Source organism: Parapedobacter soli (assembly GCF_025460835.1).
In the GTDB taxonomy this organism is placed as follows: domain Bacteria; phylum Bacteroidota; class Bacteroidia; order Sphingobacteriales; family Sphingobacteriaceae; genus Parapedobacter; species Parapedobacter soli.
Genome location: NZ_JAMXAY010000002.1, coordinates 180,140 through 201,247 on the forward strand (window position 1 = coordinate 180,140; position 21,108 = coordinate 201,247).

General features: G+C 46.3%; 21 protein-coding genes. 7 read left to right on the forward strand and 14 right to left on the reverse strand.

The features are described from left to right. Positions 1-70: 70 nt before the first annotated feature. From NGM62_RS01855 to NGM62_RS01875, 5 genes are all read right to left on the reverse strand, one after another. On the reverse strand, positions 71-589 hold the full coding sequence (locus tag NGM62_RS01855) for a helix-turn-helix domain-containing protein (protein WP_449301299.1): 519 nt from the start codon (positions 587-589) through the stop codon (positions 71-73). A 137-nt stretch (positions 590-726) separates the two neighbouring features. Next, positions 727-1,194: a hypothetical protein gene (locus tag NGM62_RS01860; protein ID WP_262245486.1), complete on the reverse strand. Its 468-nt coding sequence runs from the start codon at positions 1,192-1,194 to the stop codon at positions 727-729. 13 nt (positions 1,195-1,207) lie between these two features. Continuing rightward, positions 1,208-2,200 carry a diaminopimelate dehydrogenase gene (locus tag NGM62_RS01865; protein ID WP_262245487.1) on the reverse strand — a complete coding sequence of 331 codons (993 nt, stop codon included), beginning with the start codon at positions 2,198-2,200 and terminating at the stop codon, positions 1,208-1,210. A gap of 152 nt (positions 2,201-2,352) precedes the next feature. Next, on the reverse strand, positions 2,353-2,868 hold the full coding sequence (locus NGM62_RS01870) for a sigma-70 family RNA polymerase sigma factor (protein ID WP_262245488.1): 516 nt from the start codon (positions 2,866-2,868) through the stop codon (positions 2,353-2,355). A 280-nt stretch (positions 2,869-3,148) separates the two neighbouring features. Beyond that, positions 3,149-3,829: a DUF421 domain-containing protein gene (locus tag NGM62_RS01875; protein WP_262245489.1), complete on the reverse strand. Its 681-nt coding sequence runs from the start codon at positions 3,827-3,829 to the stop codon at positions 3,149-3,151. A 158-nt stretch (positions 3,830-3,987) separates the two neighbouring features. On the opposite strand from NGM62_RS01875, the gene NGM62_RS01880 reads away from it, so the two are divergent. Then, positions 3,988-5,973: a sensor histidine kinase gene (locus tag NGM62_RS01880; protein ID WP_262245490.1), complete on the forward strand. Its 1,986-nt coding sequence runs from the start codon at positions 3,988-3,990 to the stop codon at positions 5,971-5,973. Here the strand turns inward: NGM62_RS01880 and NGM62_RS01885 are convergent. Next, positions 5,965-6,207, reverse strand: coding sequence for a hypothetical protein (locus NGM62_RS01885; RefSeq protein WP_262245491.1), 243 nt, complete (start codon positions 6,205-6,207; stop codon positions 5,965-5,967). The genes NGM62_RS01880 and NGM62_RS01885 overlap by 9 nt on opposite strands. Positions 6,208-6,230: 23 nt before the next feature. After that, positions 6,231-6,884, reverse strand: coding sequence for a LuxR C-terminal-related transcriptional regulator (locus NGM62_RS01890; protein ID WP_262245492.1), 654 nt, complete (start codon positions 6,882-6,884; stop codon positions 6,231-6,233). 263 nt (positions 6,885-7,147) lie between these two features. Here NGM62_RS01890 and NGM62_RS01895 point away from each other — a divergent pair, with 263 nt between their 5' ends. Next, positions 7,148-7,726: a DUF4142 domain-containing protein gene (locus NGM62_RS01895; protein ID WP_262245493.1), complete on the forward strand. Its 579-nt coding sequence runs from the start codon at positions 7,148-7,150 to the stop codon at positions 7,724-7,726. A 94-nt stretch (positions 7,727-7,820) separates the two neighbouring features. Here NGM62_RS01895 and NGM62_RS01900 read toward each other — a convergent pair whose 3' ends face one another. From NGM62_RS01900 to NGM62_RS01920, 5 genes are all read right to left on the reverse strand, one after another. Beyond that, positions 7,821-8,285: a GreA/GreB family elongation factor gene (locus tag NGM62_RS01900; protein WP_262245494.1), complete on the reverse strand. Its 465-nt coding sequence runs from the start codon at positions 8,283-8,285 to the stop codon at positions 7,821-7,823. 5 nt (positions 8,286-8,290) lie between these two features. After that, on the reverse strand, positions 8,291-9,358 hold the full coding sequence (locus tag NGM62_RS01905; protein ID WP_262245495.1) for a fatty acid desaturase family protein: 1,068 nt from the start codon (positions 9,356-9,358) through the stop codon (positions 8,291-8,293). A gap of 84 nt (positions 9,359-9,442) precedes the next feature. Beyond that, entirely contained in the window at positions 9,443-9,634 is a 192-nt protein-coding gene (locus tag NGM62_RS01910; protein WP_262245496.1) for a cold-shock protein, read from the reverse strand. Positions 9,635-9,928: 294 nt separating this feature from the next. Further along, on the reverse strand, positions 9,929-10,333 hold the full coding sequence (locus NGM62_RS01915) for a cupin domain-containing protein (RefSeq protein WP_262245497.1): 405 nt from the start codon (positions 10,331-10,333) through the stop codon (positions 9,929-9,931). Positions 10,334-10,343: 10 nt separating this feature from the next. Then, positions 10,344-11,321, reverse strand: coding sequence for a GlxA family transcriptional regulator (locus tag NGM62_RS01920; protein WP_262245498.1), 978 nt, complete (start codon positions 11,319-11,321; stop codon positions 10,344-10,346). A gap of 202 nt (positions 11,322-11,523) precedes the next feature. Between NGM62_RS01920 and NGM62_RS01925 the strand changes: the two genes are divergently transcribed. After that, positions 11,524-11,901, forward strand: coding sequence for a DoxX family protein (locus NGM62_RS01925; RefSeq protein WP_262245499.1), 378 nt, complete (start codon positions 11,524-11,526; stop codon positions 11,899-11,901). A 2-nt stretch (positions 11,902-11,903) separates the two neighbouring features. After that, positions 11,904-12,353, forward strand: a complete 450-nt coding sequence (locus tag NGM62_RS01930; protein WP_262245500.1) for an SRPBCC family protein — start codon at positions 11,904-11,906, stop codon at positions 12,351-12,353. Between the two features lie 323 nt (positions 12,354-12,676). Here NGM62_RS01930 and NGM62_RS01935 read toward each other — a convergent pair whose 3' ends face one another. Beyond that, positions 12,677-14,107, reverse strand: coding sequence for a Gfo/Idh/MocA family protein (locus NGM62_RS01935; protein ID WP_262245501.1), 1,431 nt, complete (start codon positions 14,105-14,107; stop codon positions 12,677-12,679). A gap of 119 nt (positions 14,108-14,226) precedes the next feature. Here NGM62_RS01935 and NGM62_RS01940 point away from each other — a divergent pair, with 119 nt between their 5' ends. Beyond that, entirely contained in the window at positions 14,227-14,658 is a 432-nt protein-coding gene (locus NGM62_RS01940) for a hypothetical protein (protein WP_262245502.1), read from the forward strand. A gap of 226 nt (positions 14,659-14,884) precedes the next feature. Next, positions 14,885-16,300: a sensor histidine kinase gene (locus tag NGM62_RS01945; RefSeq protein WP_262245503.1), complete on the forward strand. Its 1,416-nt coding sequence runs from the start codon at positions 14,885-14,887 to the stop codon at positions 16,298-16,300. A gap of 178 nt (positions 16,301-16,478) precedes the next feature. On the opposite strand, the gene NGM62_RS01950 is transcribed toward NGM62_RS01945, so the two are convergent. After that, positions 16,479-17,498: a GntR family transcriptional regulator gene (locus NGM62_RS01950; RefSeq protein WP_262245504.1), complete on the reverse strand. Its 1,020-nt coding sequence runs from the start codon at positions 17,496-17,498 to the stop codon at positions 16,479-16,481. Positions 17,499-17,901: 403 nt separating this feature from the next. On the opposite strand from NGM62_RS01950, the gene NGM62_RS01955 reads away from it, so the two are divergent. Beyond that, on the forward strand, positions 17,902-21,096 hold the full coding sequence (locus NGM62_RS01955) for a SusC/RagA family TonB-linked outer membrane protein (protein WP_262245505.1): 3,195 nt from the start codon (positions 17,902-17,904) through the stop codon (positions 21,094-21,096). Positions 21,097-21,108 lie beyond the last annotated feature (12 nt).

Genomic DNA, 21,108 nt, shown 5'->3' on the forward strand with positions numbered 1-21,108 from the left:
TAATAACTCCGGCCTTTGTTACGTAATTATGGAAAATCTTTGTAAGATTCGGTGGATGTACCCCTGTTCTCTAAACCTGATCTAATGGTTTCCGTTTGTCTTCCTTGATTTTTTTGAAGTGGCTTGGCGTGAGCCCGGTCACCTTTTTGAATTGGTTGCTGAGGTAAGCTACGCTGGAATAGTTGAGCATATTGGCAATCTCGCTTAATGTCAACTCACCGTATACCAACAACTCCTTGACTTTTTCGATTTTTTGGGCGATGAAGTATTTTTCAATGGTTACGCCTTCTACTTCGGAAAATAAGTTGGATAGGTAACTATAGTCATGATGGAGTTCTTTACTGAGTATATCTGACAAGTTATGTTTTTTATGGTCTTGCTGATAATGTACCAGGTTGATCACCGCTGTTTTAATCTGTTCGATGATGCGGCTTTTCCTGTCATCGATGAGTTCAAACCCAAGGTTCGTCAGGGCGTTGTCCAACGTGTCCCTTTCGGCCTTGGACAACTGCTTGTCAAGTGTGACCTCCCCTAATTTTATATGCTTAACGTTCACGCCCAGCTTGTCCAATTCGTTCTGCACTGCCATGACACAACGATTGCACACCATATTCTTTATGAATAATCTATCCATTGCCTTAAATGTACCAAAGATACTAAATATTGCCTTCCGCTATCTGCCGGGTCTGGTATTTTTCAATGATCCGATGGGGCGGCAGATCGGTTTTAAAAGAAGGGGCGGAAGTTCGGCCGGCTTGTGAATGGTGAAAAAACCCAAGGAATCGATGCCACGATAATCAGTAAGGCGATGGTATACCAAATCGCCATGGCCCTAAACTTGTCGTTGTCTACCGGTTTTCGTTTCGTTGTCACGGCGCCTACGGTAACCAGTGCAATAGCGATAAACATCATCAAGCTATGCTCCATACCAAAAAAGCGGAGATCCCGCTGGTGGACCGAATTGTTGAAATCTTTCAGGAACTGATTAGCGAACGGGCTGATGACGTAGAGCCACAAGCCTAATATAAGCTGGATATGGGCGATGGTTGCCGTCCACTGCCGCACCGCATTGTCAAATCGGGAGAACTTCCTGTTAGTGTACCAGCCGTTATAGGCACAGCCAATAGCAACGAGCAGTGCGGCCAACACGAGCCACCTGACCAATGAATGCGTTGCCAATAGCGTGGGATACATGGTTGGACTTGAATTACAGCAATGCTTGCCTCAGCTCTTCGGCAGATTTTGGCGACAAATATCCTAAGGGTATGTCGAATACCGTCCTTGCACCCGTTTGCCCTTCTTTGGCCAACCGGCCTACCGCCCTTGCATATGCGACCAGTACGCTCGCCGTAAATTCAGGATTGCTTTCCAGAGCCAGGCTGAACTCAATCCGCTGCCGGGAACCCTTGCCGGTAATGCCCGATCGGAATACCGTTCCACCATGGGGCATGCCCGAGTGGTTTTCCAGTAACTCTTCTTCGCTGATGAAATGCACTGTCGTATCGTAGGGCTCGAAGTAGTGGGGCATGTTCTTGATATCTTTCTCGATTTTTGCCAAATCGGCCCCTTCCTGTGCTACCACATAGCAAACCCGCCGATGGCGTTCGGCTGTTGTAAGGCTTGGCGTTTCGCCGGCACGTACCTTTTGAATGGCGCTCTCCATCGGAATGGTGTACTGTACTCCGTTTTTCACGCCGACCACCCGCCGCACTGCGTCGGAATGGCCTTGGCTCAAACCTTCGCCCCAAAAAGTGTATTCTTCGCCTTGGGGTAATATACTTTGCCCTAGCAGCCGGGACAATGAGAACAGCCCTGGGTCCCAACCGGTCGATATCAGTGACAGTGTATTTGCGCTTGTCGCGGTTTTATCCACTGCGGAGAAATAGGCAGGGATTTTAGCATGTGTATCGAAACTGTCGACGGTGTTGAAATGTTTGGAGACAGACAGCACCTGTTCGGGAAGATCCGTCGAAGACCCCCCACAGAGAATCATTACATCGATATGACCTTTATAGTCGGCTATCTTCGAATATGAAACTGCGTTTCTAACATCTGCCAGTCCTTCCGGCGATCGCCGGGTAAATACGGCCACCAATTCCATGTCCGGGTTTTGCTGTATGGCTGATGCCACACCCTTGCCTAAATTCCCGTAGCCAACTATTCCGACCCGTAAGATAGGGCTGTCCAATTCTTTCTGCATTTTTTGTACTTAAATCTAGCTGATCCGCTTCGGTAACCGAATAGGTTATCGAGCGACGAAGATAGTAAAAAAATATGGAAGGGATTTTCAAGAATCTCAGCCTTCGATTTTTCCAATGAACTCAAAACACCAATTAAAACTGAAAAATTGAATCAGTGTGCGGCGGGGCGGTAGGGTTTCAATTTCTTCTTAAGCTGTTGCCGTGCTACGTGGATACGGGTTTTTACCGTGCCGATAGGGATGTTGAAATGTTCAGCGATTTCATGGTATTTAAACCCTTCGTAATACATGGAGAAAGGGGTATAGTACTCTTCAGATAGTGCAGACAATGCATGCTCGATATCGTCCATCACGAATTTGCCCTCAGCACCGTTACGCAGTGAACTTCTATACAGGTCTGCAGACGATATGGTGTCAGATTTGCTGATGATGGAATTCGCTTTAACGTTCCTCCGGTAATAGTTGATGAAGGTGTTTTTGAGTATTGTATACAGCCAAGCCTGAAGATTGGTGCCCGCTTTGAATTTATTGTAATATGAAAACGCCTTTAACATGGTGTCTTGCACGAGATCGTGCGCATTTTCTTCATCGCGTGTAAAGTAAAGTGCATAGCTGTTTAACGAATTTACTTCTTGTACGACCTTGGTGTTAAATTCAATCTTATCCATAACTACAGAATTTATCGTTTATTACGTGCTTACGCTCCGTTTTCAGTGACCGATTTCAGTTCCCATCCTGCTGACAAGCACATTCTGGCGGAGGCTCGTGATAGGAGAAGAATCATCAAGAGAACTTAACGAAACAACAAAGCAGGTAGCCGTTTCTTCATAGTAATTATGTTACCGTTTTTCTATCAATGGACTGTCTTTTGTACTGGTAGTGTTAATAACCTATTGGGTTCGATTTTGTTTGGGAAAAGTTCAAGTATTTTTAATTTTTGTTACATTGTCAGCCCACTCGCTTGGTATTGATAGCGCTTACCCATTCGTCATGCTGGCAGCGCTTGCATTGGTGATGGCCGGGTGTCAACCGGTTTAATGTACCGCAGATGATACAGGCATATAAGCCTGCTTCGGTAATTGTATCTGAATATTTATTATAAGCATGTGGAAGAATGGGTAAGCCATATTTGACGTCCTCGTCGGCATAAAAAAAGACGCTTAGATTTCCTTCGGTTTCCAAGATGGCCGCACGTACCTGTCCCAAGTGCTCTACCCCTTTTTCGCGCAGTTCAGCAAAGAATTCGTCTTTAGAAAGACTGTCTTTTCGCCCTTCTTTGATCACCATTACACTGTCTTCGATGATATAAACGGGGTGGCCCTCCAGCAATTTTTCGAAACGACTGCTTTTAGTCATTAGCCATGTGATGAGGCGATATACACTGATGGCTGTGATACATACCAGGACGGTAGCTAGTAGTGCTACGTCTTTGTAAAACATGGCGTCGCCGGCTGCCGATCCCAATGTGAGGATGATCGCCAACTCAAATATGGAGAGTTGCCGAACACCCCGTTTGCCGGATAAACGGAGGATAACGAGCACGACGATAAACATGAATACGGTACGGAAGGCAATCTCAAAGACGAAATGACCATCCAGTTCAGATAGAAAAATCCGTTTCCAATCCAACGTATCCGTGTTTGCCTGGCGAATAGCTGCCTAGTCAATATACAAGTGATTGATTTAAATGTTTTGTCGCATTGTGATAAAACAATCGTAATTTCGTTAATTGTCTGGTGAAAAGCGAAAATGACTGATGCCCTTTGGGTTAGGAAGGTACCTAAAAGATGAAAAAATCACGTGTTGGGGTTGATAACCGTATCTATAAAGAGCTTTTTTTAGCATCGCCCGTGGCTAGTTATATATGTGATGAGAATGGTTATATCATTGCGTACAATGAAGCCGCAGCACTGCTTTGGGGACGTCATCCGGAAATTGGGAAGGAGAAGTGGACGGGTGCTGTTTCTACCTTTTACACCGATGGTAAACCAATGCCATGGGAGGTCATGCCGATTTCCAGGGCTATGCGTGGGCAGGTTGAATTATGCGGAGAGGAGCTAATCATTGTCCGCCCGAATGGGGAGCGCCGAGTCGTGTTAGCCTTCCCCAAACCTATGCGGACCGATAAAGGCGAGTTGATAGGCTCATATAACACGCTCGTTGATATTACCGAACACAGGCAATACGAGGAAAAACAGACAATCTTGACAGAGATTGTACAATCATCAGACGATGCTATCGTTAGTAAAAACCTCGATGGTATTGTCATGAGCTGGAACCACGGGGCAGAGCGGATATTCGGATATCGCGAAGCGGAGATTATTGGGAAATCAATCAATATGCTTATTCCTCCTTATCTTCAAAATGAGGAGGCTACCATTATAAGCGAGATTAAGGCGGGCCATACGGTAGACCATTACCAGACTATTCGTGTCACTAAGGCCGGCAAAGAAATACCTATTTCACTTACTATTTCACCCATGCGTAACAAAGCCGGGCAAATTATCGGTGCTTCCAAAATTGCCCGTGATATTTCCGACAAAGTCCGTCGGGAGCAAGCCATACAATTCCATGCAAAGAAGTTAGAAACATTACACGCGTTAGGCAAAATCATCTCGGAAAAATCAGACACCCCGTCGCTCATTCAAACAGTTATCGATTCTACTACACATCTTATTGCGGCAGATGTAGGCATTTGCTTTTATCGGGTATCTGATGACCAGGGGCAATCCAAGCTTTCTGCATCGGTAGCGGCAATAGCAGCCCTGAAAGGTGATTTCAGTAACTTACGTGTGGAAGAAGGATTGATCCATACCATTTTTGGCGGTGAAAGCGCGATAAAATTTGACGATGTACCGGCCTCGCCTTATATCCGGGCATTGTTTGAGCCTTGCGAGCGTGCCGGAGCACCGGCAATTCGGCATAGCTTGGCCATTCCTATTCGGTCCACAGATAAATTATTGATAGGGGCAATGTTTTTTGGCTACGCGCAAACTGATATTTTCAATGCTGCTGACGAAGATATCATACACAGCATCGTGTCGCTGGTTGCTGTTACTTTAGAAAATGCCCGGTTATTCGAAAAGGTAAATGCCTTGAACCTGCGGAAAAATGAATTTATAGCGTTGGCTAGCCACGAGTTAAAAACGCCGCTTACAACCACCAAAGGCTACCTGCAGATATTGGAACGGTCGGAGATCGATCAAGTGGGACGTCGCTTTCTGACCAAAGCACTTAAGCAGTTGGAACGGATCAATTCTTTGATTGCTGAATTGCTGGATATATCGAAAATTGAGGCGGATAAGCTGAGCTTCCATTTCGAGACTTTTGAGATGAATGAAATGATATTAGATGTGGTGGAGACATTCCATTTCAGTAGCCAGACGCACACCGTGTTTGTGAACAATATTCGCGGCGACTATATGGTAAAAGCCGATCGGCAGCGTATGGAGCAGGTAATTATTAATTTGATTACTAACGCAATAAAGTACTCGCCGGATGCGCATCAGGTACACGTAGTGCTGGAGTCGTCGGCACGTGAGGTGAGTGTGCAGGTTATCGATGAGGGGATGGGGCTGACACCCGATGAGAAAGACAAGGTTTTCACCCGGTTTTACCAAGTGGAGGGTACCTCCAAAATGACCGGGCTGGGGCTCGGCTTATATTTGAGCAAAGAAATCGTAGAGCGGCACGGTGGTCGCATAGGAGTAAACAGCCGAATAGGTGAGGGATCAACATTTTATTTTTCCATACCAAGGACTCCGCTAGCGTGACTGGGACGCAATTGCGTTGCCCATTTGCTCCACAGAATCGGCCGGGAAGCTGCCCCAGAGTTGCACCCATTCGCCCGATGTTTCCTGGCGTAATTCGCAGACCAAGGCACCGTCGGCCGAATAACAATGATAAATCGAGATACCATCGGTCGTTTGTTCCGGCCGCACATGCAACGTCTTTACAAGCTGGCCATCGTTTACTTCGATTTCAAAAATATTTTCTGTGCTTTCCAAAACGTTATTGTTTAAATTTCTAATCAATTCAATACGCCCTGTTGAAGAGCCATTCGGATTACCGTGCCGATATCGGGAGCACCGGTTTTTTGGAGTAAACTCTCCCGGTATTTCAAAATGGTACGCTTATTAGTGAATAGCTGGTAGGCAATTTCTTGATTGGAATAGCCTTCCAGGATGAGTTTGAGAATCTGCTCTTCCCGCACGGAAAACGCTAAAGCAGCCCCTTTTTGTTCAATTCCCAGCGCAGCAATCGATTCCAGGACCTGAAGATAGAGGGCCGTGCATATATAGGTATTACCCGCCAAGATATGCCTAATGGCAAAAACGAGTTCATCTTTGTCGGCCTCGTTCACAATATAGCCGTCTGCACCCGCTTTCATCAAACCAAGGATGTCTTCGTCGTACTTGATGCCCGATAGCACGAGGATTTTTATTGAGGGAACGATGTCTTTTAGTGACGCAAGAAGATGCTGGTCATTAAAGAAAAGATGATCAACTATCAGCAGGTCGGCAGTAGGTCCTGCAGTGATTGCATTCACTATATCCTCCCGTGTGGAAACGATCTCTGCAAAAGTGAAACCGGGCTCTTGATCCAAGAGTAGGATGATGCCGTCACGTGTGAGCGATGGAGGAGAAGCCCAGATAATTTTTGCTGAATTTTTCATGTCTTTCATGATATAAATGTAAAAGGGTGTTTTTTATGTTTCGTTATAAGGGAACACACTTCGACGGCGAGAAATGTTTTAAATATTTTCAGTTTTTCCTGTTCTACCAACAATCCGTCGGGTTTTTAGTACAACATGCATGGCAAAGTAATCGATATGGATGAAGGTTGCCCCGCTTTATTGAATGGCGCAATATATGAGTTGCTTTTACAGGGTAAAGATGACATGGATAATTAAATGGAGGTGTTATGAAACTTTTGCAATTTATAGGGATGATAGCCACAATAATAGTGGCGGTAGCCGCGTGCCATAACACGAATCGGCGAGGGGCGGACGACAGTATTGAGCAGGCACAGACCGTGAACGATACGTCGGCGATGGTGAGTGAGCAGGATGCGGACTTTGCCGTTAAGGCGGCGGATGCCAGTCTAGCAGAAATCGAATTGGGTAAGTTGGCCCGGGAGACGGCATCTGACCAGCGCCTGAAGGATTTCGCACAGCAGATGGCCACTGACCATCAAAAGGTAAATGACAAGCTCAGGTCAATTGCAACGAGTTTCAACATCACGCTGCCACCGGTTATCAGTGAGCAACGTGTAGGCGAGCAACGGAAGCTTCGGGATAAAACAGGCGATGCTTTTGAAGAAGAATACATCGATATCATGGTAAAAGATCATGATCAGATTGTATCGCTATTCGAAGATGCCGTATCTGATGTGCGTAACGTTGAGCTGCAGGCATTTGCAGCGGAGACACTGCCGATGCTGAAAAGGCATTTCGAAGAAGCCAAAATCCTGCGTGACTCGATAAGCCCGCTGGATACGACAACGATACAACGGGTGATGCCTTGATGAGCGACCCTATGATGGTTCACTAGCACAGACCCTGCCCGTGGTCCGTGGCTTTTGACTTGTTGCTGACGGTATTTTATCTCCCGGCCGTTGATTATGAAATTTCGGTGATATGATAAGTTTTGCCATTAAAAGCAATAGGTTGGCCCACCTTCGTCCCAATAAGCCGTTGGCCCAGGGGTGATACCGGCGAAATAATCCAATAGGATGTGCCGTTGATTTGTATGCGACCGATACTGATGGCAATGAAAAAATTACCCTCGCTTGTGATTACCAAACTTCCCGCTCGTACCGACTCCTTGTGAATCCCTATATCCAGTTGATTCAGTGATTGTTCCATTCGTGAAGCGTCGGTCAGAAGCTGCTGGTGCCGGTTCAATTCCTGCTGCATCATCTCGCGGGTAGTTTCAAATTTGTCGCCAGCACTGCTTTTCGTATCCGCTGCCACGGCATCACTTGCTGCTGCAATTGCTTCCCGTGCATTCGCTATCCGCTGTTCAATATATTCCCTGCAAGCGGCGAGGAGAGCCGGTTTTATAGTGATGTTCTCCTTGTCCATAGGTACTAAGCACGCCCGAGCCGGTAAATATGCCGGAGATGGGAAATAAACGCCGCGCCCATCGTTCGATGTTCCAGATAGGTTACGCCGAATTCTTTACAGGTAGCCTTTACCAATTTGTTGATGGCGGGATAGTGCACGTGACTAATACGGGGAAATAAGTGATGTTCCACTTGGAAGTTAAGCCCACCGAGTAGCCAGGATACGGTGCGGCTGCCGGTAGCGAAATTGGCGGTGGTACTCAGTTGATGTACCATCCACTCTTGTTCAATCTTGCCGCTATCCTCATTGGCTACAGGAAACTGGGTAGCCTCCACCACGTGTGCAAGCTGGAAAACAATCGCTAAAAAGAGACCACAGGAGACACCGGCGATAAGCCAGCCAATCAATGCCGGAAACCAACCGACGGAAATAACAGGAATAACGAGGTAAACCGCGATATAAGTAGCCTTTGTAGCCCAGAAGATAAGATGTTCGCGTAGAGGCATGGTTTTCCGTTCGGCCTGTTGGCCCATCTTGCCCGAAAAATATTTTTCGAAATCCTGGAACAATACCCACGCAATATAGGAAATACCATATAAAATAAACCAATAGGCAAACTGAAAGCGATGAAACCACCGGTGGGGCTGATCGGTATGCATACGCATGAATTTAACATCGATGTCGTGGTCCAGGCCGTCTATATTAGTATAGGTGTGGTGGTTGATATTGTGTTTCTGTTTCCAGAAATAGATGGTGCCGCCGAGCATGTTCAATGTATAGGCTGATATGGTATTCAATAGCTTGTTTTTGGAGAAACTTTGGTGCCCGCCCTCGTGCATGATGTTGAATCCGATGGCGGCAAAATTAATACCAAGCAATATGCATAGTAAGCAGGAGAGCCATACCGGCATAGTAAGCACGAGCAAAATAATGTAAAGTGAAATAGCCGTGGTTACCAATGTAATGCTTTTAATGTAGAGCCTGCTGTTGCCAGTGCTGGCAAGTTGCTGTGTCTTGAAATAATCGCTCACGCGTTTACGAAGCGTGGAGGCAAAAGGCTTGTTGATGCTATTAAAGCTGGTTTTGGACATTAAGGGGGTATTAAGCATAAACTACAAAAAAACCATCCGGTGACAACCGCCGGATGGTTCCTGTACAATATCTGAAAAATGAATTTAAATCAATTTGACATTTACTGCGTTGGGCCCTTTTTGGCCTTGAGCGACTTCAAATGAAACTTCGTCATTCTCACGGATGCGGTCTTTCAATCCCGACGTGTGAACGAAAACTTCCTTACCGCCGTCGTTAGGGGTGATGAAACCGAAACCTTTGGTCTCATTGAAAAATTTTACTTTGCCTTCTTGCATGGCATTTTGAATAAAAAATGAATAAAAATAATTAATTGCCCGTAAAGGTAGTTATAATTTATGGTTGTCCAGTAATTTTAATTTTCGCGCTTTGTTGCTCGCTGTACCTTAGCTGTTCGCTCCTCGATAGAGATTTACAAAATTCTGACATACACTGCTGATTGCGGCACAGTAATTGGTCAATTAAAGTTGTAAAATTGTCTTTTCATAATTTAGGTTTATAATTGGTTAGTTTGAAAGGCCCGATTCTCCCCGTTTCGGGGCTTTCTTTTTATGTGCCTTGTGATGCCTGTGCTATACTGATTTGACGGCCGGTGCTAGCGTAAGCAGAAACAGGCTTTCTTTCAACGCGAGTACATTGTGTGGTATTCTTTCATGTAAAGTGACCATCTGGCCTTTGTCTAATTGCACCGATTCTTCGGCGGTTCCAAATCGAATACTGCCTTCCAATACCTGGACGCTGATTGTGCCGTCGGCTGTATGGGTGGGTAGATCGGATCCATCATGTAGCGCAATCAATACGATGCGTAGGCGTTCTGACTTGAACACCGTAATAGCGTTCCGCGGTCCGTTTAGCCATGCAGGCTCGTTCTTGATCTGTTCCATGAACCGAGGGAGATCTATTGCCACCAGCGGAGCATTCACGGTACGCTCTCCCTCGGGGCGCTGTGGTGTTGACTCATTTATTTTCTCTTCCATATCCTAAAAATTATACTTCATTTGCCACCCTGGTAAATTTATTCCGATACTCAATAGGAGTAAGCCCTGTGATCTTTTTAAATGTGCCTCTAAAAGCCTTTGTATCGGTATACCCTACGTCAAACATGGTTTCTGTAACGTTTTTCCTTGCGGCCTCAAAGATTTTTTTGGCAGCTTCTATTCTGACACGCTGTATATAAGTAATGGGTGTATTATTCGTTGCTTCTTTGAACCTCCTCTCAAAAGTTCTGCGGCCTATGTTAATTAAATTTGACAATGATTCTATTGATAATTTTTCGCAATAGTTTTCCTCGATGTAGTCCTGCACTTTTTCAATATCGTCATCGCCATGGTTGCGCTGGCCTTTGAATATAGCGAATTGATATTGGTTATCCCGGCCGATATCCAATGCAAAATATTTTGAAACCATCACAGCTGTTTCTCTATCGGCAAACTTTTCAACTAAATACAATATCAAATTCCACAAGCTGCTTGCGCCGCCGCTACTGTATATATTGCCGTGTTCTGTTATTATTGCTCCATCTTCCACTTCAACATCAGGATATCTTTCTCTAAATTCCTGGATATGGGCCCAGTGTGTAGAGCACTTTTTCCCATTGAGTAAGCCTGTTTCTGCTAAAAGAAAAGCACCGATGCATAAACTGGCTATGCTTGCACCTTTTTCGTGTAGTTTTTTAAAATAGGGGATTGCTTCCGCGTTGGCCGCTACCCCTTTGGCGGTGTCACCGAAGGCGGGTGGTATGATGAGTAAATCCGTTTCAGTGACGTCTTTCAACAGCCTGTTGGTCTTTATAGTATATTCACCATGGTTGGCAGGCACGTATTCTCTCAATCCTACATACTCTACTTCGAAAACGGGTTTTTTACCGGAGGCGATTAAAAACTCATTGGCGGTGTTGAAGGTCCTGAACGGTGGGGTAATGGCTTCAATTACTCCGTAGTCAGGCACGAAGACAGCTACTTGCATATCAATTATTCAGAATCATAACGCAAGGTAAACAATTATTTTGTCATAATTCACCCCTGAAATTGTCGTTTTCATAACAACCGCTCTTGTGCCTTCCATTGTAATTTTGAATTGTAAAATTTAGTAATCAAAAATCACGTTTGAATGTTTTAAATGAATCAATGCGAAATGGCTTGTTTATAAATAATTAATAACCAATGAAATGAGAAAGAATAAAATAATCTTTTGGGTGGCCACCATCATCATCGTGGCTTGGGAAGGCGTTATGCCACTTAGTGCACTGATTTTTTCACCGGATCAAGCCACTGTAGGTACTAAACCTTTGGGCTATCCCGATTACTTTGCGTACACCCTGATTATCTGTAAAGTACTCGGTGTTTTTGCCATTTCTTACCGTAAGACACCCCCTACGTTGAGGGAGTGGGCTTATGCCGGCCTTACATTCAATTTAATTTTTGCTTTTATCAGTCATGCAGTGGTCGACAAGAACTTGGGCTTTATGATCATGCCGCTTGTCGTGTTGGGCGTCCTGATGGTTTCTTACATTTATAGTAATAAAATTCGAACGGAGGAAAAATAACAATGGAAAATCAAACTATTTCATTACATCGGGTCATCAAGGCAAGCCCGGAAAAGGTATTTCGGGCATTTGCGGATCCATTAGCGCATGCTACCTGGCTGCCGCCTTATGGTTATATATGCACGGTACAACATATGGATTTCAAGGTAGGTGGAACGTATAGCATGGCATTCATTAATTTCAGTACAGGGAATAAGCATTCCTTCGGTGGGTCTTATCTCGAAATAAAACCTAATGCGTTTATCAAATACAGCGACAGGTTTGATGACCCAAATATGCCCGGAGAAATGACAACCACGGTATGGTTGAACGCGGTTTCGTGCGGTACGGACCTTAAAGTGGTACAGGAAGGTGTTCCAACGTTTATACCGGCAGAAATGTGTTACCTTGGTTGGCAAGATTCATTGGATAAGTTGATCAAACTGGTGGAACCTGAAATCCCAGACGCTTGATGTGGCTTGTATTGAATAAAAGCAGTTATTTAACAACTTTTAACACTTGCCTTGTAACAAAACGGGGCTTGGTGCGTTATATAGATAAACATTAGTAAAGTTTGTCTTTTCATAATTAGGTTTATAATTGGTTAGTTTGAAGGCCCCGATTCTCCCCGTTTCGGGGCTTTTCATTTCCCGCCTTTTGTTTTTCCACGAAACCATCAAAAAATGATTTCCGGTTAAGAAAAAGAATATTACCTTTGTGTTAGGTTTAGGTTGATGGTCCCAATCCCTTGGGGCGGATTCCCGTCTAGTTTTAAACGAGACGGGTTTCTTTTTTTCTAAAACGCCCTGTACTCGCCCGTCAGATACTGATTTGCTTTTTCTTCTTTGAATCTTGCGTTTTTTGCATCCCAGTGCAAGGTTTCGCCAGGAAAACGCCCGGCAATGGTACCCAAAAGGATAGTCTCTGTCAACTTTGAAGCATATTCGAAGGGTGCGGAGCACTCCCCTTTTCCCAGGCACGCATCTACAAATTGGTGGTAATGCTTTGGCCCCTCTGTGTCGTAGTTACGGATAGGCTCACCCAAACCATGCTCTTTGCTCACCTTTTCAATTTCAGACGAAATATCGACATACTTTCCCTTCACAATTTTACGGGGCAGTTGCATGAAGTGGGGCAGCAATAACCGGCCTTTGCTTCCGACGAACATAGCACCCTGGTCGGGCAACTCATAATCACCGGCTATCTTCGGGTCTAGCGAGACTTTGCCAGGGGTTTCTGTATTTGCGTTTGCTTTTTTCTTGTCCCCTTGGCTATCCATCCCCGGCAGCACAAGGTCCTCATGCATTGGTGGGGCACCTGGGCCATCGTACCAGATCCATTTTAGCGACTTGGCGGTGTATTTGGTGCCTGGAAACTCATAGGTTACCGTATTGTGTTCGGGGAAGCCGAAACCATTTGGAGGGCGGCATTCATTACTGACCGTGCGCGGTACATCCAACTGAAGGGCATTGTAAGGGGTGTCAAAAATATGAACACCCATATCGCCTAGGGTGCCGCAACCATAGTCCATTAATTTCCGCCAGACTCCGGGATGGTATACCCCCGCTTTGTAAGGTGGCTTGGGTGAAGTGCCTGCCCAAAGGTTCCAGTGCAGTTCTCTCGGAATCGGGTCTTCGCCTTCCGGAGGGGGGCCGTCATAGCCGTGGTTTTTAGGCGACCAGGCATGAACGGTATGTACTTTCCCGATAATGCCCGACTGAATCAAGAATGTGGCCAGTTTGTAGTCATAAAAAGAATGCACCTGGATGCCCATTTGCGTAACCAGTCCTTTTTCGGTAGCAACTTTCTTCATTTCCCGAGCTTCAGAGACATAGTGACTGAGTGGCTTCTGGCAATAAACAGGTTTGTTCATCTGCATGGCCAGCAAGGAAGCGGGAGCGTGGGTGTGGTCTGGCGTGGATACGATGACTGCGTCAATTTCATCACCCAGCTCGTTTAACATTACACGGTAATCAAAAAACACACGGGCCCCGGGGTGGAGTTTGTGGGCGGCTGATAAATTCAGGGCGTCCACATCGCAAAGTGCCACCACGTCTACATCGGGATGGGATGAAATGGCCTTCAGGTCTTCTGCCCCCATGTTTCCTACACCGATATGGGCAGTGCGCAAACGCTTCCCTGCGGGGAAAGCTTTCAATAGTGAGGGGACCAGCATGGCACCCAGAGCACCCAGCGTGCTCGTTTTTAAGAATTCACGTTTATTCATAACTTAGTATCAATCTTCTTCTTTAATTGTAGCCGAAAGTAAAACTATTGTCGGTTTATTCCAAGCCATTTTGAATAAAGATGTCTAGGTGGCACGTTTTTGGCGGGATTTTACCTGCTATGGAAAGAAAAACCATTACACATCTGTTGTTAAGCATCATGCTGCTGATTGGAGCAGGGGCTTGTGAAAAGAAAGAGCAGATCCTTACCGGGACGAAGGAAGGTGACGAAGAAAAGCTCCGGGAGCTGCGGGAGAAAATAGATTCGCTCTCACTGATGTATCCTTGCAGTGATGCGGCTGAGTGGCGGTTCACCGCGGTCGGTAAGAAAGCTTGCGGCGGCCCTACGGGGTATGTGCCTTATTCGACCAGATTGGATACGGCAGCCTTCCTGAAAATCGTGGAAACCTATACCGAGCTTCAAGATGCATATAACCGTGAATACGGTGTCGCGTCGGATTGTGCCTATGTAACCCCACCCAGTGAGGTAGTCTGCGAAGACGGCAAACCGAAGTTGGTGTGGGAAGGGCGTGCGTTCGAGCCATTAAAGTGAGCTGACAAGATTTTTCAGGCATTGGCTGACCTGGGGCAGGTGGGAGGACGGTCCGAACCGGCGGGCCCGTTAGTGCAGGAACCTATGACTTGGCTGATGCGCAGCAAACCCTACAGCCTTTTCTTGGCCGAATCTCCTGTTTTACTTCGTCTTAATTTGTTGTCAGGTATTTAAAAATTGATGCTTTTAAGTTATATTTGTATTTCCTTGTAAGCTGGGTGTTTTGTTGAGAAATAAATTATTGGATTCGATTGCCAGCGCACGCTGGCGATATTGGAATAGCCTGGTAGGTAAACCTGATGAACTGCCGCGACAAAACCGTGGGTTTAATGTGGTGTCGACACTCGCATTCCTGCTGTTGGCGATTTTAATACCGCTCGACTGGTATTTGGGGCTGACGGAAATCGCCATGGTGCTCCTCGTTACCGAAGGGATGCTTCTCGTGATGTATTTCCTTTCGCGGTATCGCGGATGGTACCAAACGGGCCTGCAGGTGTACATGGCTTGGAGTTACCTGCTGATCACGTTTGTTTTTCTGTATAACGGCGGGAGTGATGGACCTGCACTTTATTTTTTCCTGCTTTCTTACCAGCTCATCATCGTTTTTGCCAGTGAACGCCTGCAAGCGGTAGGCATGATGTTACACCTTATTTTTCCGGTTGGCCTGTTGGTGCTCGAGTACGTCCATCCAGCTATTGTTATGGCTGGTTACGAATCCGAAAGCGCGCGATACATCGACCTCATCACTTCGCTGCCCATTATCGTGGTTTCTATTTTTCTAACCACACGGTATCTCCGGAGAGCATACGACCGTGAGCGGACGGCGGCCGAGGAACGAGCCAAGTTGATTGAACACCAGAGTGAACGCATCAAGAACCAAAACCGGTTGCTGCAGGAAGCCAATCGCGAAAAACTGGGGCTAATCTCTATTTTGGGTCACGACCTGCGGAATCCCCTGAGCGCGATTACAGGCACGCTTGAAATCCTATCGGAAGAGGAGCTCCCGGCTATGGAGGAGCGGAAGCTGAAGGAGGACTTGTTGATTACGGCACGAAATACCTCTGACCTGCTGAATAATGTGCTTTCTTGGGTACTCGCTCAGGTAAAAGGAATTCATCCGGTATTTACTGCGGTGGAACCGATGGCCGTGATCGATCGCGTATTGGCCGTACAGCGGTTTATCGCCGAAAAAAAAGGAATAGCCATTCGAGTGGATGCAGCCGGTGATGCACCGGTGGTTGCCGATATGGAGATGCTGGAATTGATTATCCGCAATCTCGTCAGCAACGCCATTAAATTTACGGGGCAGGGTGGTGTGGTAACGGTGGGTGTAATCGAGAATGCCGATGGGGAAGAATGCACCATCTTTGTGCGCGATAACGGCGTAGGCATGACAGACGAAGACATCAAGGAGATTTTCAACGGGCAAATCCAATCGACCTACGGCACCGAAAGCGAAAAAGGAATCGGCTTGGGGTTGTTCCTGTGCCGGGAATTGACCCACCGGTTGAACGGAAGAATAAGGGTAGAAAGTGTGCTAGGAGCGGGTTCTACCTTCTATCTCACGTTGCCGGGGGCTCAGGCGGCGGAAGCCGATAACGAAGAGGCTACCGCTGTATCCAATGGCGAAGCTTATGCGTAGGTTGGGAAAAACTTCTTTTGCCATGCGCTGGTTGACGGCTTTGGAATATGGGGAGTGTGTCTGATCCCATGGCCTTTCGGATTTTTCGGTCAATGTGGTGGTATTGCTTTTGGGCTGCTTTGATGGGCAAACCAGTTTGCATGCCTGGTCGGCATTGGCCATTGCGAACGTTAACGAGTCACAATGAATTACGAACGATAACCCGCGTCGGGTTCCGTAATACAGTTGTTTCCCGGTTGATGATGGCATGGCTGACGGCCTTTCCCATAGCTTCGAAATCAGTTGAAATGACCGTAATGCCGTCTTCCAAAATTTCCTTAACAGCCGTATCGTTGTAAGAAATCAGACCGATGTCCTTGCCAAGCTTATAGCCTTTTCCCCGCGCCAGTTTGATCAGCGCCACATCATCCGTGTCGTACCGGCTGAACGTGATGTAAGCATTGCCTTTCTTGAAACTTCCGGCCTCCACTTCATGCTCAATGGCATATCGGTATCCATGCTCCATGCAAAATCGCAGGAAACCATCTACCACGTGGCGGGCATGAGTGGCCTCATGGGGCGCGATAAGGACCAATTTTTTATATCGGGAAAGTCGATCTTTCAACTGGCTTAGCCCATCAAAAAGATCGTGCTCATAATCTTGGAATATACATGAATATTCACCTTCAAGCTTTGGCTCGTTATAATCGATGATGATTCGCTTTTGTTCCGGTATAAGGTTGAGCACTTCGCTGGGGTCCTCTTTGAGGAAAGTGGCGATAACGAAATGGGTATAGTTGTGCAGGTTTTCGCGGATGAGGTTTTCAAACACCTTGAAGTTGTGATGATGAAAGTATATATCCACGTCAGCCATATCCCGCAGTTCATCGAACAGCGTGTGGTAAAACCGATCGCGCATCACGTTCATCTTGTCGAGTAGCAAGAATACGCGATAGGTGTGGTCTACCGATTTCTTTTTGACGTAATAGCCCTTGCGGTACACGGATTCGATGATGCCTTTTTCGAGCAGGTGGTTGAGCCCCTTGAGCAAGGTCTCTTTGCTCATACCTAGGTCCTTTTCTAGCTGTTTAAGTGAAGGTAAGCGGTCACCGATGTGGAGCTGGTCCGATTCGACAAGGCGATTGATGTGGTCGACTAATTGCATGTATTTCATGCGGTGGGTTGTTGGCCCGTTATTTTCCAGGAGCGCTGTTTGCATATGTCTGCAAAAATAATCTAAATACCATAACAAACCAAACCAGTGAAGTGCGGATTGAAATGTGATTAATGGGTATTAGTCGTTGATAATCTTATTTTTTTCAAAAAAAAGTAGTTAATATTAAGATAATACTGTATACTTGCAACGTGGTTTGTAAACCAGACCAGACCATACCAGATGTATTTGAAACCAGTTAGGTAGTCATCACAACATGAAGTTTGTTAAACACCGTATGTGAAATCGATTGTGATGGACTTAACTACCGGCAAGAGGATGCGAACGGCATGGGAAAGGCATACCCTTCGGTTTGTGATGGAAGCCGGAGCACCATTATGTGATTGAGTAATTTTTTTTCAGCAAAATAAAGTAGTAGATCAATTATCAATTTAACCAGAAACAAGTTATGAAGAATTATCGAGCCGTTTTTAGACGGGTATTATTAATTTGCCCTCCTGTGTTGAGGGCGCTGGTTATTAAATGTGTGCCGATTGTTTTTTTATTGGCGCATGTGCACTACGCCGCAATGGCGATGTCGCATTCCGTGGAACCGTCGTCAACCAACATCGTTCAGGCTAAACGAATCGAGGGGCGTGTGACGGACCAGGACGGAACGCCATTAGCTGGTGTAACGGTTGCGGTGAAAGGTACGTCTGCCGTTGCCATCACTGACGACACAGGCGTTTATCGTATCGTTGTGCCAGAGGGTGGAACCGTTTTGGTTTTTACCATTGTTGGGTTTGCATCCATTGAACGAACAATAAGCAATAATGCAATCGTCAACGTTTCGATGACCACTTCGATTAGCGATCTGGAAGAAGTGGTGGTTGTGGGGTATGCCACTCAGAAAAAAATTAACCTGACCGGTGCAGTAGAAAACATCAACCTCGAGGATGTACAGGATCGGGTGTTAACGGATGCCAGCCAGATTCTTCAAGGAAAGTCATCTGGGGTGCTGATTACGCAGGTTTCCGGACAGCCGGGAAGGGACCAGGCGGATGTCCGTATCCGTGGTATTTCATCTATTGACAATAATAGTAACCCGTTGATTATCATTGACGGCGTAGAGTCTTCTTTAAGTGACGTGAACCCGAATGATATCGCATCCATTTCGGTACTGAAAGACGCGTCTGCGGCATCTATTTATGGAAACCGTGCCGCGGGCGGTGTGTTGATTATTACCACAAAACAAGGGCGGAGCGGGTTGGACGTTAATTATGTGGGGACAGTTTCCGTACAGGAACCTACGCGGATTCCGGAGGCTGCTAGCGCTACTGAGTTTGCCAAGGCTTACAATGAGGGGCGGTTAAATTCTGGATTGCCAATAGGTTACACGGAAGAGGAAATTCAGTTGTTTGAAGAGGCGACGTTACCCGAATATAAAGGTGTTAATTTATATGATGAATATTTTTCAAACGCGCTGACCCAAAACCATTACCTCAGTGCCCGGGGAGGGCAGCCGAATAAGTATAACTTTTCAGTATCCGGCGGATACCTGGATCAAGATGGGATTTTGGTGGGTACAGATCAGCGTAAGATTAGCTATTCGGCGAACGTGAACACATTTTTCCTTGATGGCAAGCTCAAGGTCAGCGGCCGGTTGCTTGGATACGAGCGCAAGATGAACGAGTTGGATAAATCTACCGAGGGAATTTTACAGACGGTTGGTACAACACGTTCCACCGCATATTTCAAATCAACGACTGGTTTATATTCGTATCCGGCCATCAACTACAGCTCTTATGTGAACGGGGGCGGGACGTTTCGTAGCAATGGTAATTTAAAGTACCAACTGGGCCTCGAACTTAAGCCGGTAGAATCGCTGACTTGGACAGCGATGTATGCCAGTACGGGAAATTCACTGGATTTTACAAGATTCTCGCCCAATCAGTATACGGCGGGGAGCGTATTTGATGAAGACGGCGTGTACCGACCGTCGTCAATCAATCTGCAGCGGAGCTATTCGACCTTAAGAACATTTAATTCTACCCTGAGATTTGATGAATCGTTCGCAGAGACGCATAACTTTTCGGCGTTATTGGGTTATGAAGCGATTGCGTTCAAGACAGAAGGGTTCGGTGCCCAAGGGACAGATTTGTCGGCAAACTTGCCAATCCTGTCGTTAGCCGATCCAGCTTCTATCGCACCGATAGACATTGCCAATGCGCAGCGGACGTCATTGTCTTTCTTTGGCCGGATTAATTACAATTACGACGAGAGGTACCTTTTGGAAGCGAATATCCGTCGGGATGGTTCGTCGCGTTTTATGGCAGGCAAGCGTTGGGGTACATTCCCGTCGATTGCAGCGGGATGGGTAGTTTCGAAGGAATCGTTCTTGTCGTCAGTGGATTGGCTGGATTTGTTGAAAATCCGGGGCTCTTGGGGGCTCCTTGGAAACTCGGGAATTGGAACAAACTATGCGGCTTCGGATGTCTTGTCTGCTGGTCTGGATTACAATTTCGGAGGTACCATTGTGCCCGGAACGGCCATCTCTTTGCTGGCCAACAGGAATACCACATGGGAAACCACCGAGCAACTTAATATCGGGATCGATGTATCCGTTTTAAACCGGCTGAATATCAATGTCAATTACTTCGACAAGAAAACCTCCGATATTCTGGCCCGTATCACGATTCCGGGATCATTGGGTATTTCCGGTACGCCGTACCAGAATGTGGGCACCATGACGAACAAAGGTGTGGAGTTGGGTGTTGAGTATAACAGCGACCCCGCGAAGGCGTTTCAATACCGTATCAATGGCAATGTTTCCTACCAGAAAAACCGGGTGGTTGATATTGGTCCTTTACCCTATATTTTCCATAGTGCAGTATCTGGCTACGCGCCCCCGGCAGGGGTAATCCGTTCCGTTGTGGGCGAGTCATTTGGGTCCTATTTTGGGATGGTAGCGGACGGGATCTATCAGGTTGATGACTTCACTTGGCAAAACAATAGCGACCCTAGTATCGATTTTTATGATCGGGAGTTCGAATTGAAAGAAAATTATGCCGATCCGTCTGGCATTATGCAAAACCCGATGCCGGGGGATATCCGCTTTAAGGACCTCAACAAAGATGGCGTAATCGATGATGGCGATCAACAGATAATCGGTAAACCAATGCCCGACTATATTTACTCGCTAAACCTCAATGGGCGCTTTAAGAATTTCGAACTGAATATACTCGCGCAGGGTGTGCTAGGAGCCGATGCGTATATTATGGGGGCTATGGTGACACCTTTTTGGAACGGGACCGGCAGTATCTCGAAAGAGCTATATGAAAATCGCTGGACACCCGACCGACCCAGTGAAACCTGGCAGCGACTGTACGACGATCGCACCCGTTCTGGCCTGATATCTTCTTATTACCTGCAGAACGCTGCCTATTTGAGGTTGAAGAACATTACCTTGGGGTATGCAGTTGATCCGGGCCTGTTGCATCGATTGAACGTGAAATCATTAAAATTATTTCTTAGTGTCGAGAACCTCTTCACGGTTACCCGGTTGAATAAAGGTTTTGATCCCGAGAAAAGCTTTAATCGGATTACTTCTGATTTTCATCCACAAATACGAACCACCGCATTAGGATTGAACATTGGTCTATAAACCCGTTTTTAA

Excerpts from the sequence above, each read along its gene's own strand:
- NGM62_RS01950 (WP_262245504.1), bottom strand. The coding sequence starts at position 17,498 with ATGCAAACAGCGCTCCTGGAAAATAACGGGCCAACAACCCACCGCATG.
- NGM62_RS01955 (WP_262245505.1), top strand. The coding sequence starts at position 17,902 with ATGAAGAATTATCGAGCCGTTTTTAGACGGGTATTATTAATTTGCCCT.
- NGM62_RS01910 (WP_262245496.1), bottom strand. The coding sequence starts at position 9,634 with ATGCAAGAAGGCAAAGTAAAATTTTTCAATGAGACCAAAGGTTTCGGT.
- NGM62_RS01905 (WP_262245495.1), bottom strand. The coding sequence starts at position 9,358 with ATGTCCAAAACCAGCTTTAATAGCATCAACAAGCCTTTTGCCTCCACG.
- NGM62_RS01890 (WP_262245492.1), bottom strand. The coding sequence starts at position 6,884 with ATGAAAGACATGAAAAATTCAGCAAAAATTATCTGGGCTTCTCCTCCA.
- NGM62_RS01855 (WP_449301299.1), bottom strand. The coding sequence starts at position 589 with ATGGCAGTGCAGAACGAATTGGACAAGCTGGGCGTGAACGTTAAGCAT.
- NGM62_RS01935 (WP_262245501.1), bottom strand. The coding sequence starts at position 14,107 with ATGAATAAACGTGAATTCTTAAAAACGAGCACGCTGGGTGCTCTGGGT.
- NGM62_RS01880 (WP_262245490.1), top strand. The coding sequence starts at position 3,988 with ATGAAAAAATCACGTGTTGGGGTTGATAACCGTATCTATAAAGAGCTT.
- NGM62_RS01865 (WP_262245487.1), bottom strand. The coding sequence starts at position 2,200 with ATGCAGAAAGAATTGGACAGCCCTATCTTACGGGTCGGAATAGTTGGC.
- NGM62_RS01870 (WP_262245488.1), bottom strand. The coding sequence starts at position 2,868 with ATGGATAAGATTGAATTTAACACCAAGGTCGTACAAGAAGTAAATTCG.
- NGM62_RS01925 (WP_262245499.1), top strand. The coding sequence starts at position 11,524 with ATGAGAAAGAATAAAATAATCTTTTGGGTGGCCACCATCATCATCGTG.
- NGM62_RS01930 (WP_262245500.1), top strand. The coding sequence starts at position 11,904 with ATGGAAAATCAAACTATTTCATTACATCGGGTCATCAAGGCAAGCCCG.
- NGM62_RS01920 (WP_262245498.1), bottom strand. The coding sequence starts at position 11,321 with ATGCAAGTAGCTGTCTTCGTGCCTGACTACGGAGTAATTGAAGCCATT.
- NGM62_RS01915 (WP_262245497.1), bottom strand. The coding sequence starts at position 10,333 with ATGGAAGAGAAAATAAATGAGTCAACACCACAGCGCCCCGAGGGAGAG.
- NGM62_RS01940 (WP_262245502.1), top strand. The coding sequence starts at position 14,227 with ATGGAAAGAAAAACCATTACACATCTGTTGTTAAGCATCATGCTGCTG.
- NGM62_RS01895 (WP_262245493.1), top strand. The coding sequence starts at position 7,148 with ATGATAGCCACAATAATAGTGGCGGTAGCCGCGTGCCATAACACGAAT.
- NGM62_RS01860 (WP_262245486.1), bottom strand. The coding sequence starts at position 1,194 with ATGTATCCCACGCTATTGGCAACGCATTCATTGGTCAGGTGGCTCGTG.
- NGM62_RS01900 (WP_262245494.1), bottom strand. The coding sequence starts at position 8,285 with ATGGACAAGGAGAACATCACTATAAAACCGGCTCTCCTCGCCGCTTGC.